The sequence below is a fragment of the Pseudoalteromonas sp. UG3-2 genome (genome assembly GCF_037120705.1).
In the GTDB taxonomy this organism is placed as follows: Bacteria; Pseudomonadota; Gammaproteobacteria; order Enterobacterales; family Alteromonadaceae; genus Pseudoalteromonas.
Genome location: NZ_JAWLJU010000002.1, coordinates 689,675 through 705,323, shown reverse-complemented (window position 1 = coordinate 705,323; position 15,649 = coordinate 689,675). Strand labels below are relative to the sequence as shown.

15 protein-coding genes are annotated in these 15,649 nt (G+C 45.0%); 11 read left to right on the top strand and 4 right to left on the bottom strand.

Going from position 1 to position 15,649, the window contains the following annotated elements:
• Nucleotides 1-123 precede the first annotated feature (123 nt).
• On the top strand, nucleotides 124-726 hold the full coding sequence (locus tag R3P39_RS06480; protein WP_336566418.1) for a TetR/AcrR family transcriptional regulator: 603 nt from the start codon (nucleotides 124-126) through the stop codon (nucleotides 724-726).
• Here the strand turns inward: R3P39_RS06480 and R3P39_RS06475 are convergent.
• The 3 genes from R3P39_RS06475 to R3P39_RS06465 form a co-directional block, all read right to left on the bottom strand.
• Complete coding sequence (locus R3P39_RS06475; RefSeq protein ID WP_336566417.1) at nucleotides 710-2,554, bottom strand: ABC transporter ATP-binding protein; 1,845 nt, start codon at nucleotides 2,552-2,554, stop codon at nucleotides 710-712. The genes R3P39_RS06480 and R3P39_RS06475 overlap by 17 nt on opposite strands.
• Before the next feature lie 178 nt (nucleotides 2,555-2,732).
• The gene (locus R3P39_RS06470) at nucleotides 2,733-3,179 is read right to left on the bottom strand and encodes a DUF3010 family protein (protein ID WP_336566416.1); all 447 of its coding nucleotides are present in this window, start codon (nucleotides 3,177-3,179) and stop codon (nucleotides 2,733-2,735) included.
• Between the two features lie 34 nt (nucleotides 3,180-3,213).
• Nucleotides 3,214-4,206: an endonuclease/exonuclease/phosphatase family protein gene (locus R3P39_RS06465; RefSeq protein WP_336566415.1), complete on the bottom strand. Its 993-nt coding sequence runs from the start codon at nucleotides 4,204-4,206 to the stop codon at nucleotides 3,214-3,216.
• Between the two features lie 230 nt (nucleotides 4,207-4,436).
• Between R3P39_RS06465 and thrS the strand changes: the two genes are divergently transcribed.
• From thrS to rplT, 4 genes are all read left to right on the top strand, one after another.
• On the top strand, nucleotides 4,437-6,347 hold the full coding sequence (gene thrS, locus R3P39_RS06460) for a threonine--tRNA ligase (protein WP_336566414.1): 1,911 nt from the start codon (nucleotides 4,437-4,439) through the stop codon (nucleotides 6,345-6,347).
• A gap of 56 nt (nucleotides 6,348-6,403) precedes the next feature.
• The gene (infC, locus tag R3P39_RS06455; RefSeq protein ID WP_336569253.1) at nucleotides 6,404-6,967 is read left to right on the top strand and encodes a translation initiation factor IF-3; all 564 of its coding nucleotides are present in this window, start codon (nucleotides 6,404-6,406) and stop codon (nucleotides 6,965-6,967) included.
• A 203-nt stretch (nucleotides 6,968-7,170) separates the two neighbouring features.
• Nucleotides 7,171-7,371 carry a 50S ribosomal protein L35 gene (gene rpmI, locus R3P39_RS06450; protein ID WP_336566413.1) on the top strand — a complete coding sequence of 67 codons (201 nt, stop codon included), beginning with the start codon at nucleotides 7,171-7,173 and terminating at the stop codon, nucleotides 7,369-7,371.
• Between the two features lie 15 nt (nucleotides 7,372-7,386).
• On the top strand, nucleotides 7,387-7,746 hold the full coding sequence (gene rplT / locus R3P39_RS06445) for a 50S ribosomal protein L20 (RefSeq protein ID WP_336566412.1): 360 nt from the start codon (nucleotides 7,387-7,389) through the stop codon (nucleotides 7,744-7,746).
• Nucleotides 7,747-7,807: 61 nt separating this feature from the next.
• Here rplT and R3P39_RS06440 read toward each other — a convergent pair whose 3' ends face one another.
• Nucleotides 7,808-8,641, bottom strand: coding sequence for an SDR family oxidoreductase (locus tag R3P39_RS06440; protein ID WP_336566411.1), 834 nt, complete (start codon nucleotides 8,639-8,641; stop codon nucleotides 7,808-7,810).
• Nucleotides 8,642-8,765: 124 nt separating this feature from the next.
• Here R3P39_RS06440 and R3P39_RS06435 point away from each other — a divergent pair, with 124 nt between their 5' ends.
• The 6 genes from R3P39_RS06435 to R3P39_RS06410 all read left to right on the top strand — a co-directional run bounded on the left by R3P39_RS06435 (nucleotide 8,766) and on the right by R3P39_RS06410 (nucleotide 15,639).
• Complete coding sequence (locus R3P39_RS06435; RefSeq protein WP_336566410.1) at nucleotides 8,766-10,553, top strand: M14 family metallopeptidase; 1,788 nt, start codon at nucleotides 8,766-8,768, stop codon at nucleotides 10,551-10,553.
• 1 nt (nucleotide 10,554) lies between these two features.
• Nucleotides 10,555-11,196 (top strand): MBL fold metallo-hydrolase, encoded by a 642-nt coding sequence (locus tag R3P39_RS06430; protein ID WP_336566409.1) that lies wholly within the window; start codon nucleotides 10,555-10,557, stop codon nucleotides 11,194-11,196.
• Between the two features lie 133 nt (nucleotides 11,197-11,329).
• A complete protein-coding gene (locus R3P39_RS06425; RefSeq protein ID WP_336566408.1) occupies nucleotides 11,330-11,788 on the top strand; it encodes an Lrp/AsnC family transcriptional regulator in 459 nt (152 codons plus the stop codon).
• A gap of 229 nt (nucleotides 11,789-12,017) precedes the next feature.
• Complete coding sequence (locus tag R3P39_RS06420; protein ID WP_336566407.1) at nucleotides 12,018-13,574, top strand: SulP family inorganic anion transporter; 1,557 nt, start codon at nucleotides 12,018-12,020, stop codon at nucleotides 13,572-13,574.
• 170 nt (nucleotides 13,575-13,744) lie between these two features.
• Nucleotides 13,745-14,815 (top strand): sensor histidine kinase, encoded by a 1,071-nt coding sequence (locus R3P39_RS06415; protein WP_336566406.1) that lies wholly within the window; start codon nucleotides 13,745-13,747, stop codon nucleotides 14,813-14,815.
• Nucleotides 14,815-15,639 carry a LytR/AlgR family response regulator transcription factor gene (locus R3P39_RS06410; RefSeq protein WP_336566405.1) on the top strand — a complete coding sequence of 275 codons (825 nt, stop codon included), beginning with the start codon at nucleotides 14,815-14,817 and terminating at the stop codon, nucleotides 15,637-15,639. The genes R3P39_RS06415 and R3P39_RS06410 overlap by 1 nt, the downstream gene beginning before the upstream one ends.
• Nucleotides 15,640-15,649 lie beyond the last annotated feature (10 nt).

Sequence of the window (15,649 nt, the reverse complement as noted above, 5' to 3'; positions counted from 1 at the left end):
CGACAAATCTCGGTATGATTGCCGACTTTATACAGCAGTTTCGAATGTAAAAGCAGTCAAGGAAGTCAAAGATAGTGTAGCGAAGCCGCTTTTTGCTTAAATTTTAAAGATAGTAATAAATCAATGACGCAACTTTCTCAGAAACAGCAGTCTATTTTGTGCGCGGCAATAGAAGAGTTCGCACAAAAAGGCCTTCAAGCGACAACCATGGAGTCGATCAGCCAATCTGCTGAGGTGTCTAAACGCACATTATATAAGCATTACTCCACCAAAGATGAATTATTCGACGCCGTAGTTGAACTGTTAATCGAGCGGATCAAACCCATTACCGCCATTCAATTTATTCCTAATTACGACTTTTCAGTACAACTTGAGCACTTAGCGAAAAGTGCCATGACGTTACTTAACGATGAAGATTACATGCGCTTGTCGCGCATTGTGATGATTGAATCCATGCGCAGCTATGAACGCGCGCAAAACCTCAACGAAAAATTTGGCCACTGCGAAGCGGCGATGATCCAGTGGTTCGACGATGCAGCCAGAGCCGGCTGTTTAGGCCATTACGATGCCGATTTTGCGGCCTCTTATTTTTGGGGCGCGTTAAAAAAATTAGGCTATTGGGAGCGTGCCATCAAATGGCAGGCCCCCATGCCTGAGGCCGAACTCGACCTAGTGGTCAAAAAGGCCGTTGCGCTATTTTGTAATGGCGTTACTCCACTCCAATAAAGCCACCGGTTTGGTGCGACCACAGTTTGGCATAAATACCACCTTGTGCTAGTAGCGCTTGGTGGTTACCTTGCTCCACAATTTTGCCCTGATCCATGACAATTAACCTGTCCATTTGCGCAATGGTCGATAAGCGGTGGGCGATGGCAATCACCGTTTTGCCTTCCATAAGTGCATCGAGACTTTCTTGAATGGCTTGCTCCACTTCGGAGTCGAGCGCAGAGGTGGCTTCATCCAAAATCAATATCGGGGCATTTTTTAGCAATACACGTGCAATCGCGATGCGCTGACGTTGACCACCAGAGAGCTTGACGCCGCGTTCACCCACCTGGGCATCAAAACCGGTGTTGCCATGACTGTCTTCTAACTCTTGAATAAAGTCATAGGCTTGGGCTTCTTTGGTGGCGGCTATAAGCTCGTCTTCGCTGGCATCAGGACGACCGTATAGAATATTGTCACGGACACTGCGGTGCAACAGCGACGTGTCTTGAGTCACCATGGCAATATGCTGCCTTAGGCTTTCTTGCTTGACCTTAGCGATATCTTGACCATCAATGGCGATGCTGCCAGAGTCGGTGTCGTAAAAGCGCAATAACAAATTAACCAAAGTGGATTTACCGGCACCAGAGCGGCCCACCACGCCAATTTTTTCTCCAGGTTTTATGGTTAAATTAAGATCGTCGATGACATTGTGTTGTTTACTGACATCTTGGCGTTTATAGGCAAAGGTGGTGTGGCTAAAGTCTATTTGACCTTGTTTGAATACTAATGGCTTGGCCTCTTTGTCATCAATAATTTCCAAGGGCTGTGATAGGGTATTCATGCCGTCGGCAACCGTACCAATGTTTTCGAATAAGCCACTAATTTCCCACATGATCCACTGTGCCATACCATTGAGTCGCAGTGCTAAACTCACCGTGATGGCAATGGCGCCGGCGGTGATGGCATTAAACGACCATAAATACAGTGACAGGGCTGCAACGGAAAACACCAACAGATAATTCAGTGCTTGAATGGTGACATTGAGGCCAGTGGCGAGACGCATTTGTTTATAAACCGGTTGAATGAAGACATCCATACTGTCTTTGGCGTAGTCTTCCTCTCGTTTGGTGTAGGAAAACAACTTAACCGTAGAAATATTGGTGTAGCTGTCGACAATGCGACCCGTCATTTCTGAGCGCGCGTCTGCTTGGGCGCTGGATACGCGCTTTAACTTTGGAACAAAGTACAATTGGCAGCCAATGTAACAAGCCAGCCAAACGAGCATGGGGATCATCAAGCGGATATCACTACTGGCGACCAAGGCCAGCATGGCGGTAAAGTAAACCATGATGTACACCAAGACGTCGAGCAGCTTCATGACCGACTCTCGCACTGCTAAGGCAGTTTGCATCACCTTAGTGGCTATGCGTCCGGCAAATTCGTCCTGATAAAACGTCATCGACTGTTTTAGCAAGTAGCGATGGGCTTGCCAACGAATGGCCATGGGGTAATTACCCAATAAACTTTGGTGTAATACTGCGCTGTGAAACAGCACTAATAACGGCAGCGCGACGAGAGTGATGAGTGTCATATGAATAAGCTCGGCACGCTTTGCCACAAATAACGTCTCTGGGGTGTACGCCGACAGCCAGTCAACTAAATCGCCCATAAAGCCGAATAAGGTGACTTCTAATATCGCCAACACGGCGGCCATTAATGACATGGCGAGTAATGGTATTCCCATGCCTTGGGTATAAAAACGACAAAATGCCAGGAGTCCTTGCGGAGGTTGTCCCGCTTCTTGGCTTGGGAAAGGGTTGGTAAAGCGCTCAAAAACTTTATACATGCTGCAGTAGTCACTTATTCATCAATGTTGGCAGTTTATCATTGTGATTATGAACTTAGCGAGCTTTGATTGATGCCATATGGGCACTTATGCGCTTCAGGCATAAAAAGGAATAAGTCATCGCGCGATCATACTGGCATAACTCGCGCGATCTAGAGGTTAGCGATGAGCCTTTTGTTTACTCAATTTTGCCGTAGGTTTTGCGTAAAATATACACGTAGGCATTGATAAAGGCTTGCTCTTGGAACTTCTTCAAGCCAGTGTCTTCATAATCCACCGGGATTGGGTTCTTTTTTAACTGCTCTTTTACTTCGGTACCAGAAAGCAATTGCACGTCAATATTGGGGATCAGTTGCAATGCCGCTTCCATCTTAAAGCCTGCTGCGCTGCCTGCAAACTTCCCTTTATGAGGGCGTTGACGGATAGCTATTGAGTCGACGCCATAATCTTCAACTAGCTTGGCTACGTCGAATTGGAATTTACGCATTTCTTCAAGCTCAGCACCTTGGTTGGCTAGGGTAAAGCGGCGCTGACGAATATCTCTGATATCAAAAACGTCGTCTTCTTTCGTTAACATGCAAAGCAAGGCTTCGCTGCCGGAAATTTCAACTCCAAGTGTTTTCATTGTGGTGTCCAAATGATGCAAAAATTGAATTATCTCACAGTGTTATTTCTATTGCTATGGCGCCATGATCAGAATAGCAAATATCTTCATCGACGCGTTTAGGATCCAGGTGACTGTCAAAACTGTAATAACGCAACCCGCTTACCACTGAATTAGGGCAATTGGGGTTAAACTCCTTGGAACACAGAATATAGTCTAGAACATTGCCTTTGCCTTGGTAATAATGGGTAGGCGGTTTGCGTTCACAGGTATTATCAGCGTAAAGAAAACTGTCAAATAAGCCGACGCTGTCAAATTGATTGGCATTCACGGTAGTGGGAAAGGAGCGATTCATAAAGGACAGCGCTGGGCTGTCTATGGCATCATTAAAATCTCCCATCACCAAAGTGGCGGCGTGCTTTTCTCGCTGTGTTTTTAAGGCGTCGTAGTAAATGACCGAGGCTTCTAACGAGCGTGAAATTTGCGTTTGCATGGTGCCTACGGTTTCATGCAATAACGTCAGTAACGGGTCGTCTTGATTGTTCTCTGCGAACATATGCGCCATAGAGTGCACTCGTTGAGACTTGAAATGCACCGCATAACACGCCAATAACCCAAACCCTGGGATGTCGAATTTACATTTAATTGGGGTGCGATTAAAACGAAACTGATATTGGTTATTTAAATACTCCAGCAGCTCAGGGCAAGGCTCTAGGGGCGCAAAGGAGCGAAATGGATACCTAGAAGCAATGGCCACCACCGGCTGAAATAACACGTTAGGGTAAATGTGATCCGGTGTCGGGCTATCTACGGTGGCAAAGTGTACTAGCCCCAAGTCTTCGCACAGTATTTGCAAGCTGTCTGGGGTGAAGACTTCTTGAAAAACGATAATATCCGGGTTGATGTGCTGGATCATACCGCTAATAAACTGGCTTTTGGTTTGCCATTGTTCTTCGCTGTAACGCTCGTGAAGCTGATAAAACGAGTAGGGCGGCTCGGCAAAATTGAGCAGATTAAAGGTTGCAAAGCGATAGCTTTTTTTGGCCACTGATATTCCAGTACATTTTTATGTAAATAGATAGTGTTTATTTTAGTCATAGGCTTGCACTTAGCCAAGTAACACGCGAGAATACGACGTCTTATTCGAAAGCCCTCGAACTAAGCGCTTAATAAATGACAATGCTTATTCGTAAAAGCGTTGATAGGCACACTTTTAATTCAATATAAAAACATACATGTGACGCATTGTAGGCGCCACCACTGTAAATAGGATTTCTCATGCCAGTAATTACACTTCCTGACGGCAGTCAGCGTACTTTTGAAAACCCGGTCACTACTTTAGAAGTTGCACAAGACATAGGTCCTGGTCTTGCCAAAGCCACCATCGCCGGTCGCGTTAATGGCGAGCGTGTGGATGCATGTGACGTTATCGAGCAAGATGCCAAGCTAGAAATTATCACAGCCAAAGACGAAGATGGCTTGGAAATTATCCGCCACTCTTGTGCGCATTTAATTGGCCATGCCGTAAAACAGTTGTTCCCAGAAGCAAAAATGGCTATCGGTCCAACGATTGATAATGGCTTTTATTACGATATTGACCTTGAGCATTCGTTGACTCAAGAAGATTTAGAAGCCATCGAAAAGCGCATGTTGGAATTGGCAAAAACCAACTACGACGTGGTGAAAAAAACCGTAAGCTGGCAACAAGCACGTGATGCCTTTGTCGCACGTGGCGAATCATACAAAATTGAAATCCTTGACGAAAATATTTCACAAGACGATCGCCCAGGGCTTTATCATCACGAAGAATACATCGATATGTGCCGCGGCCCGCACGTACCGAACATGAAATTCTGTCACCACTTTAAAATCATGAAAGTGGCCGGTGCCTATTGGCGCGGTAACTCTGAAAACAAAATGTTGCAGCGTATTTATGGCACTGCATGGGCAGACAAAAAGCAACTTAAAGCGTACTTGAAGCGCTTGGAAGAAGCGGAAAAGCGCGATCACCGTAAAATTGGTAAAGCCCTTGATTTATGGCACTGGCAAGAAGAAGCGCCAGGCATGGTATTTTGGCACAATGACGGCTGGAGCATCTACCGTGAGCTAGAAGACTTTGTTCGTGAAAAGCTGCGTGAGTACCAGTACGAAGAAGTAAAAGGGCCATTGATGATGGACCGCGGCCTGTGGGAAAAATCAGGTCACTGGGATAAATATTCCGATGCCATGTTCACCACTGAGTCGGAAAAGCGTGAATATGCCATCAAACCCATGAACTGCCCAGGTCACGTACAGATCTTTAACCAAGGCTTAAAATCCTACCGTGATTTACCATTACGTATGGCTGAGTTTGGTTGTTGTCACCGTAATGAGCCGTCTGGTGCATTGCATGGCTTAATGCGTGTACGTGGCTTTACTCAAGATGACGCCCACGTGTTCTGTACTGAAGAGCAAATCATGGAAGAAGTGTCAGCGTGTATCAAGATGGTATACGACACCTATTCAACCTTTGGTTTCGAAAAAATCGTGGTGAAGCTATCTACTCGTCCTGAAAAGCGCATTGGCGAAGACGAAATGTGGGACAAAGCGGAAGCAGCACTGGCCGAAGCATTGAAAGTCAATGACATCGAGTTTGAGTATCTACCAGGTGAAGGTGCATTCTATGGACCAAAAATTGAATTCACCTTGTACGATTGCTTGGAGCGGGCATGGCAGTGTGGTACTGTACAGTTAGACTTTGCATTACCAGGACGCTTAGGCGCGACCTACGTAGCAGAAAACAATGAGCGTAAGACGCCGGTGATGATCCACCGTGCTATTTTAGGTTCATTAGAGCGTTTTATTGGTATTTTAACCGAAGAGTATGCGGGTCAATTCCCAACCTGGTTAGCACCTAAGCAAGTGGTGATTATGAATATCACCGATAAACAAGCTGATTATGTTCACGAAGTTGTACAAAAGTTGAATAAACTTGGAATAAGAGCTTGTGCTGACTTGAGAAATGAGAAAATTGGTTTTAAAATCCGCGAGCATACTTTAAAACGTATACCTTACTTGTTGGTTGTTGGTGATAAAGAAGTTGAGCAGCAAGAAGTTGCGGTAAGAACCAGAACCGGTGAAGATTTAGGTAAACTAGCGGTAGATGATTTCATCGCCAAGATTAGCGAAGAGATTAAAAATCGACTATAAATATAAACTTGCGTGCACTTTCCTTTTTCTTGTGCACGCAACTATTTTTGAATTTTTTGGAGGAACGTACCATTAGAGGCGGCAAAAAAGGGCAAAATAACGCTCAGAAAAATCGTATTAACGAAGAGATTACAGCGAAAGAAGTTCGCTTAATTGACGCTGAAGGCGAGCAAGCTGGCATTGTCTCATTAAGAGACGCACAAACTATGGCGGAAGAAGCAGGACTTGATCTTGTTGAGATCAGTCCAAACGCGGAACCACCTGTGTGTAAGGTGATGGATTACGGTAAGTTCCTTTTTGAAAAAGCAAAAATCCAAAAAGAACAAAAGAAAAAGCAAAAGCAAATTCAGGTCAAGGAAGTTAAATTCCGTCCTGGTACTGATATTGGTGACTACCAAGTCAAGCTTCGTAACCTTCGTAAATTCTTAGAAGGTGGCGATAAGGCTAAGGTAACCATCCGTTTCCGTGGTCGTGAAATGGCGCACCAAGAAATCGGTATCGATTTACTTAACCGTATTAAAACTGAATTGGAAGACATTGCTCAAGTTGAGTCGTTTCCAAAGAAAGTTGAAGGCCGTCAGATGATAATGATGATGGCGCCTATTGCTAAAAAGCAATAATCTCGGCATAATACGCGACGAATTTAACGCAGGTCTAAAGTGCAATTGCCACCTGCGTTAATCCGGTAGTGCTGCTATTTACGGCAGTCTATAAAGTAAGATATTGAATCTTCACCTGTTTTAGGTAGTAAGTTGGGCCTCAAAGCGAGTTTATCTCCGCCTGCTTACTTGTGTTTAAGCAATATCAATTGGAGTTATTGCAAATGGCTTACAAGCTAAAAACTCACAGAGGTGCTGCAAAGCGCTTCAAAAAAACTGCTTCTGGCGGTTTCAAGCGTAAACAGTCACATCTTCGTCACATTCTGACTAAGAAGTCTTCTAAGCGTAAACTTCACCTACGTCCTAAGACTATGGTTCATAAAAATGACCTAGTTCTTATCAACCGTATGTTACCGTTCGCTTAATAGAGGATATCAGAAATGGCAAGAGTTAAACGCGGCGTAGTCGCACGTGCACGTCACAAAAAAGTATTAAAGCAAGCTAAAGGTTACTATGGAGCGCGTTCACGCGTTTACCGCGTAGCTTTCCAAGCGGTAACTAAAGCTGGTCAATATGCTTACCGTGACCGTCGTGCTAAGAAACGTACTTTCCGTCAACTATGGATTGCGCGTATCAACGCAGCAGCACGTCAAAACGGTCTTTCTTACAGCCGTTTCATCAATGGCCTTAAAAAGTCATCTGTTGAAATCGATCGTAAGATCCTAGCTGATATCGCTGTATACGACCAAGTAGCTTTCGCAGCGCTAGTTGCCAAAGCAAAAGACGGTCTTTCTGCTTAATTAGCAGCTTTAAGAATTTTCTTAGAGAGTTAAAAAGGAGCCATTGGCTCCTTTTTTAGTTTTATTTATTCTTCAATAATAGTTTATCTAGTTGTGCGGTACTCAATAGCCGCTTTAAATACCCCATTAAATACGTTGGGAAAGTGACATAGTATCTGGGTTTAGCGTGTTTTGCCGTGAGTGCGTGCAGTAGTTTTGTGTATACGGCTTCAGGACCGAGGGTGAACTTTTGTGGTGCTTCGTCTGCGCCCAAACGAGTTAACTGCGCCTGATACTGTTGTTGATGGGCACTGTTTTGATAGTCAATGTTGGCCAAAAAGGCGTGTTTCGCATTTTCTCTAAACTTTGAGACTATGGGGCCTGGCTCAATTAAACTAACTTGAATACCGCTGCCTTTTAATTCCATTCTCAAGGTGTCGGTTAAGCCCTCAAGAGCAAACTTACTGGCGTTGTAGGCGCCGCGATAAGGAAGCGCCACCAGTCCAAGTACGGAGGAGTTTTGCACGATACGTCCATGGCCTTGCTGGCGCATGTGTTTTACCGCTAAATTGGTGAGTGTGTGCCAGCCAAAAAAATTGCTTTCAAATTGTTGGCGCAGCACCGCTGTTGGCAGGTCTTCTACCGCACCAGGTTGACCATAAGCGCCGTTGTTAAATAAGGCATCGAGTTTGCCATTACTCAATTCTAGCGCTTGATGAAAACCCTCTTGGATACTTTGTTCATCGGCTAAATCCAATAAAATGCACTGTACTTTGGTGCCAGCAAACTTGTTGAGGTGCTCTGGATTTCTGACACTGGCAATCACTTGATAGCCTTGCTGGGATAGCTGTAAAGCACAATAGTAGCCGATCCCAGTAGAGCAACCGGTAATTAATATCGATTTTTGAGCACGCATGTGACCCTCTGGTTATTATTCCTGCGATTAACTGCAAATTTTTGTTGAATCACCGCACATTGTAAGCCTATATCTAAAATATTGATATAATTGCCTCATACCAGCAGAGGAATAGAGAAACACAATGAGTTCCAGCATGATTATGCTTACTGCATTACTGAGCATGAATGGCCATTTACCACCGTTAATGGAGTGGCAAGGTGCCAGTGAAGAATTAATCCAAAAACAAGGGCCACTGACCACCGACTTTGAATTAAGTGATGGCCTAGCATCGCCAAATTATGTCGACACCATGGCCTTTGTTGACCGCCTTGTGGCTGCCAACCCCACCCAGTTTAAATTAGAAGTCATAGGCCACAGCCAAAGCGGCCGCGCCATAAAAATGTTGGTGGCTACCGAGCAGGGTGGCGACAAAGCCAATGTAGTAAATAGCACCAAGCCCACGATTTTAGTCCAAGCTGGGATACACGCTGGCGAAATTGACGGTAAAGACGCCATGTTTATGTTGCTAAGAGACATAGCAACGGGTAAACGCCGTGATATTTTGGCTCAAGCGAACCTGCTGTTTATTCCTATTCTTAATGTCGATGGCCATGAGCGTCGTGGTAAGTACAACCGCATTAATCAGCGTGGCCCGATAGAAATGGGCTTTCGTACCAATGGCAATAACCTCAACCTTAATCGCGATTACACCAAGCTAGACACACCGGGTGTTAGGGCGGCCATGGAAGTGATCAATCAATACCAGCCGGATCTGTATATTGACGTACACGTTACTGATGGCGCCGATTATCAATACGATGTTACTTATGGTTTCAACCCCAGTTTTGCCAGTGAGTCGCCGGCCATTGCTGAAGTGCTTGAAGAAAAGCTGTCACCGGAGATCAATTCGGCACTGAGCGAACAGGGTCATGTTCCTGGGCCGTTGGTGTTTGTCATGGACAAACGCGATTTTAAACAAGGCCTTGCTGGCTGGGTTGCTTCCCCACGCTTTTCCAATGGCTGGGGGGATCTAAAAGGGTTGCCGACTATTTTGGTTGAAAACCACTCATTAAAGCCCTACAAACAACGTGTGCTGGGCACCTATGTGTTTATTGATGGTGTGATCAAAGGCTTAAATAAACACATTACGGCGCTGCGACAGGCCATTGAAAAAGAGGCGCAATTTGTTCCTAAAAAGCTAGTTGTGGCGCGAAACTACGCCGATCAACCTGACTACATAGAGTTTAAGGGGATCAAATATAAGCAGTTTGAAAGTGCGCTGTCTGGCCAACTCGAGGCAAAATATCTTGGTGAGCCCTTGCAGTATGACAAGCTGCCCATTTACTGGCAAAAGCAAGTGAGCAAAACGGTGACAGTACCAAGTCACTTTTATATTCCACCGGCGTATCCACATATTGTTGAAAAGTTGCGTCTACACGGTATTGAAGTACAACAGATCAAAGAACCGAATTTGGCGAGCAATTTGAGTCAAGCAAGGGTGACTGAACATGAATTTGCTACAGTGCCTTTTGAAGGGCGCTTTCGGGTCTCGGCCGAGTTTGCTATTACGCCGCTGGCGACAGAGGTGGACTTACAAAATTGGTATCAAGTGAGCACCGACCAAGCAGGTGCCGAATTGGCCACCCATCTGCTGCACCCAGAAGCACCAGATTCATTTTTTGCTTGGGGGGAGTTTAATAGCATTTTTCAGCGTACCGAGTACGTGGAAAACTATGCACTGGAACCTTATGCCAGAAAAATGCTGAAACAAAACCCGGCGATGGCACTGGCATTTGATAAAAAAATTCGTGAAGATAAAGCCTTTGCCAATGACCCTAAAGCGCGGATGGAGTGGTTGTATGCTAACACGCCATTTTATGATCAAGCGTATTTAAAATACCCAGTACTGATGTCATTTGGAGCAAAATAGGGTGGAAGTGATTACCTTGGCGGTTACGCCATTTATGCAAAACTGTCGTATTATTGCCTGCTCAAACACAAAACAAGCAGCCATTATTGACCCTGGTGGTGAGCCTGAAAAAATTAAAGCGGCGCTGTCACAGCATGGCCTTACGGCGGTAAAAGTGCTGCTGACTCATGCGCACTTAGATCATGTTGGTGCCAGTGTGGCACTCAGTGAAGAGCTGAACATTGATATTATTGGGCCGCATCAGGCGGATCAATTTTGGCTTGATGCGTTACCTGCGCAATCACAAATGTTTGGCTTTCCTACCCATCAGGCATTTTTACCTAACCAATGGCTCAACCCTGGCGAGGTGATTGAGTTGGGTGATTTGCGTCTAGAGGTACGCCATTGCCCTGGTCATACACCAGGTCACGTGGTGTACTATGAGGCCAATGCTAAGACTGTGATTGTCGGGGATGTGCTGTTTAAAGGCTCGGTAGGGCGCACTGATTTTCCTAAAGGGGATCCTCAGCAATTGCGACAATCCATTGAGCAGCAGCTGTTTTCTTTGCCAGATGATGTTAAGGTTTTATCCGGGCACGGTGAAGACACCAGCATAGGTCATGAAAGAAAAACCAACCCATTTATGAGTGGGCGCTTTGGCTGAGTCGCTTTGACATAGCCACTAGGAGCTTGAGCAGCAATAAACTTTTGTCAAAGCGCTGCTAAGTGATGTGCTACAAGGATTATTAATTTATACTGATCACACGATTGGTATCACAACATAACTAGATAAGAATATGTCATTAAACCAAGTTGATCGCCAAATTTTGGCATTATTACAGCAAGACGCGAGCCTATCAACCGCAGAAATAGCCGATAAAGTAGGGCTTTCGCAGTCACCATGTTGGCGTCGTATTGCTAAACTAGAGCAAGATGGCTATATCAAAGGCAAAGTGGCGTTGTTAGACGAAAAGAAACTTGGTTTTGATATGCTGGTTTATGCCCATGTACGTCTTTCAAGTCATGGCCGTAACAATCTCGCCGAGTTTGAAAAGTTAATCCTCAGCTATGATGAAGTAACTGAGTGCTATACCATGGCTGGTACCATGGATTTTATGCTCAGAATTATCTCTAAGGGCATTGAAGGCTATGAGCAATTTGTTCGCGATAATCTATTAAGCTTGGAGTACGTGCAAGAAGTGCATTCCAACGTAACCATGACTTGCGTTAAACGAAGCACCTCATTGCCACTTTAACGGCAACCCACATTATTATCTGCCTCTACAATTAGGCTACGTAATTTAGCTTCTTTTCATTTGGTTGTCACAGCAGGTGGCAACCTGTCATCTGCTGTTCTGCAAACTATACTATTCTCATTAGCGCAAGGCTTGCTGCTTTGCCATGTATCAAATTTGTTAAGAGGGCGGATTTTTGCTAGAATCCACCGCCTTTCCGTTCGTTGTCAATTCAGACCAGAGGATGTCGATGTTTAATCTGATCAGCAAAGCGCCAAGCTCTGCTAAAAATGATGTGTTATCTGGGTTAACAGTTGCACTGGCTTTGGTGCCAGAGGCTGTTGCTTTTGCGTTTGTTGCGCAAGTTGATCCCCTAGTGGGCCTATATGCGGCGTTTATCGTCGGGCTGGTTACCTCTATTATTGGTGGTAGACCAGGTATGATTTCAGGGGCAACAGGCGCCCTTGCCGTTGTAATGGTGAGCTTGGTTGTGGAGCACGGGGTTGAATACCTGTTCGCAACGGTGTTATTGATGGGGGTCTTACAGGTGCTTGCCGGGGTATTTAAGCTAGGTAAGTTTATCCGTATGGTGCCTCACCCGGTGATGTTAGGCTTCGTAAATGGCTTGGCAATCGTTATCTTCTTAGCGCAATTAGGCCAGTTTAAAGTGCTTGATGACGCAGGTAACTTAAGCTGGATGCAAGGTCAGCAGCTCTACATCATGTGTGGCTTAGTGGCGCTCACCATGGCTATTATTCACTTCCTGCCGAAACTAACCACGGCGGTACCATCAAGCCTTGCGGCCATTTTGGTGGTCACTGGGATTGTGATTGGTTTTGATTTAGATGCACGTAATGTCCTTGATTACCTCAAAGACATGTCGGGTAATAATGATGCCACCATTGCAGGAGGCTTTCCTGCATTTCATATTCCTGACGTACCTTGGAACTTAGAGACGCTAAAAATTATTTTCCCTTATGCCTTGGTGTTAGCGGCAATCGGCTTAATTGAGTCACTGCTAACCCTGACTTTGATTGATGAAATCACCGAAACTCGTGGTCACAGCAATCGCGAATGCATTGGCCAGGGCGCGGCAAACATGACCTGTGGCGTATTTGGCGCGATGGGTGGCTGTGCCATGATTGGTCAATCCATGATTAACATCAACTCGGGCGGTCGCAGTCGTCTTTCTGGTATCACTGCAGCACTTATCCTTTTAGGGTTTATTCTGTTCGCAGCAGGCCTGATTGAAATGATCCCATTGGCGGCACTGGTTGGCGTGATGTTTATGGTGGTATTAGGCACCTTTGAATGGTCGAGCTTTAGACTGATGAAGCAAGTGCCGCGCTCTGATGCCTTTATCATTGTGTTGGTGTCTGGTGTGACTGTGATCACTGACTTGGCCATTGCGGTGTGTGTCGGTGTCATCGTATCGGCATTAGTGTTTGCTTGGGAACACGCTAAACACATTTACACCAACAACTACATTGATGACAAAGGTTCTAAAGTCTATGAGCTTCACGGACCGCTGTTCTTTGGCTCTGCTAAGAACTTCTCTGAGCTATTTGATGTGAATAATGACCCAGACGATGTCATTGTCGAATTTAAATATAGCCGTGTTGCCGATCACAGTGCCATTGAAGCCATTGATGCCTTGGCTGAGCGCTATAATAAGGTTGGCAAGACCCTGCATTTACGCCACCTAAGTCCAGACTGTTTGATTTTGCTAGAAAAAGCAAAAGACTTGGTGGAGCTTGATGGTCAAGCGGATCCAACCTATAAAGTGGCATCTGATAAGCTTGCCTAACTCTTGGTAAGGTGGATGCAAGCGAACTTGGCTTGCACAATCAATGCATAAAAAGGCACTTCGGTGCCTTTTTTATTTGCGGCAAGGTGTGTAAAAACTGAGACCATCAGCAGTGCTTGAAATCCAATTACTGCGATATAATCCAGTTAGATTAGAAGAGGTGTAAACGTTTGAAGTGGCAATCACTGGTTGACAACAGGCAAAGGTTTTTTTGGGTACTGCAAATAGCCGGATGGCTTGGCTATGCCTTAGTAAACTATATTGGCTCTAAAGTGTTTGAAATGCGTGATATTTATGTATTTGTTATCGCGCTTAATGCGTATGCCGGCTGTTTAATGACGGTGCCGTTACGTTACTTGTACCGTCGGGTCTGGAATAGCTCGCCATGGGTGTTGATATTTGTGGTGTTTACCGCATCTTATGTGACCGGCACCTTATGGGCGGTGGTACAAAAGTTCAACCACTGGGAAATCTATCGCCATGGCTACCGACCCGATGAATGGTTTTACTACCTACAGCAGGGACTCGACTCTGTTTATATCATTCTTTGTTGGAGTGGCTTGTACTTCGGTGTTAAGTACTATCAATTACTGCAAAGTGAGCGGCAAAAGGCGTTAAAGGCCAATACCATGGCCCATGAGGCACAACTTAAAATGTTGCGCTATCAACTGAATCCGCACTTTTTATTTAATACTCTCAATGCCATTTCGACTTTGGTGTTAGTGGAAGAAAACAAAGACGCAAACCTCATGGTGTCACGTCTGAGCGACTTCTTGCGCCACACACTGAATACCGATCCAATTAAAAAAGTGCCACTCGAGCAAGAGCTGCACGCACTAAAATTATATTTAGAAATCGAGAAAGTACGGTTTGATGATCGCTTATCGGTTGAGCTAGACGTCACCGAAGAAGCACAACAAGCGCTGGTCCCAAGCTTAATTTTACAGCCGTTAATCGAAAACAGCATTAAATACGCCATTGCCCATATGGAGCATGGCGGCAGAATTGAAATTAAGGCGCAGGTATTTGCCAATGAGCTATTGTTGGAAGTGGGGGATAACGGCCCCGGCGCTGAATTAGAAAATGGCACATTAAAAAATGCACAAGGTGTTGGCATTGCTAATACCAAAGATAGGTTGAAAACCCTGTACGAGAATAATTACTCTTTTGTGTTATCGGATAATGACCCGTCAGGGTTAAAAGTGAATATTCGCGTTCCCTATGAAAAGGCGAAGAAGTAATGAGCAAAATAACAACATTAATCGTAGATGACGAGCCGCTGGCAAGAAAGGGCTTAGCAGTCAGATTAAAAGAATTCACAGAAATAGACGTCGTTGAATTATGCGGCAGTGGTCAACAAGCCATAGAACGTTGTCAAAACAGCGACATCGACTTGGTTTTCCTAGACATTCAAATGCCTAATATGAATGGGTTTGAAGTGGCTAGGGCGTTGAGTGAAAGTGTTAAACCATTGCCTGCAATCGTTTTTGTAACCGCGTTTGATCAATATGCTGTAAAGGCATTTGAAACTCATGCGTTAGATTACATTTTAAAACCCGTTGATGACAACAGACTAAAACAGGCGGTGGAAAAAGTGCAAAGCTATTTAAAAACACAACAAGATAACGCGCATAAGAAAAAATTAGCCAGTTTTGTTGCCGGTATCACAGGGAACAATTGCGAAGAGATCCTCAAAAAGCTCGCAACTGGTGACACCCTAGAAGACAAGAAGTTTCCCGAGTCGATTGCGGTAAAAGAGCAGGGCGAAATTGTCCGTGTTGCTACAGCGTCAATCCAGTGGGTTGATGCCGCAGGGGATTACATGTGTCTGCATTGCAGCGATGGTCAAACACATATTTTACGTAAGACCATGAAAGACTTGGAGCAGGAATTAGATCCGACGTTATTTGTTCGCGTGCACCGTTCTGCCATTGTTAACACCAAACAGATCAGTAAGTTGGTAACGCAAAGCAGTGGTGAATACTTGTTGGTTCTAGAAAATGGTCAAGAGCTGAAGGTCAGCCGTAGTTATCGTGATAAGGTAAAAGCGGCCCTAGCAAGCTAACACCGCGGCA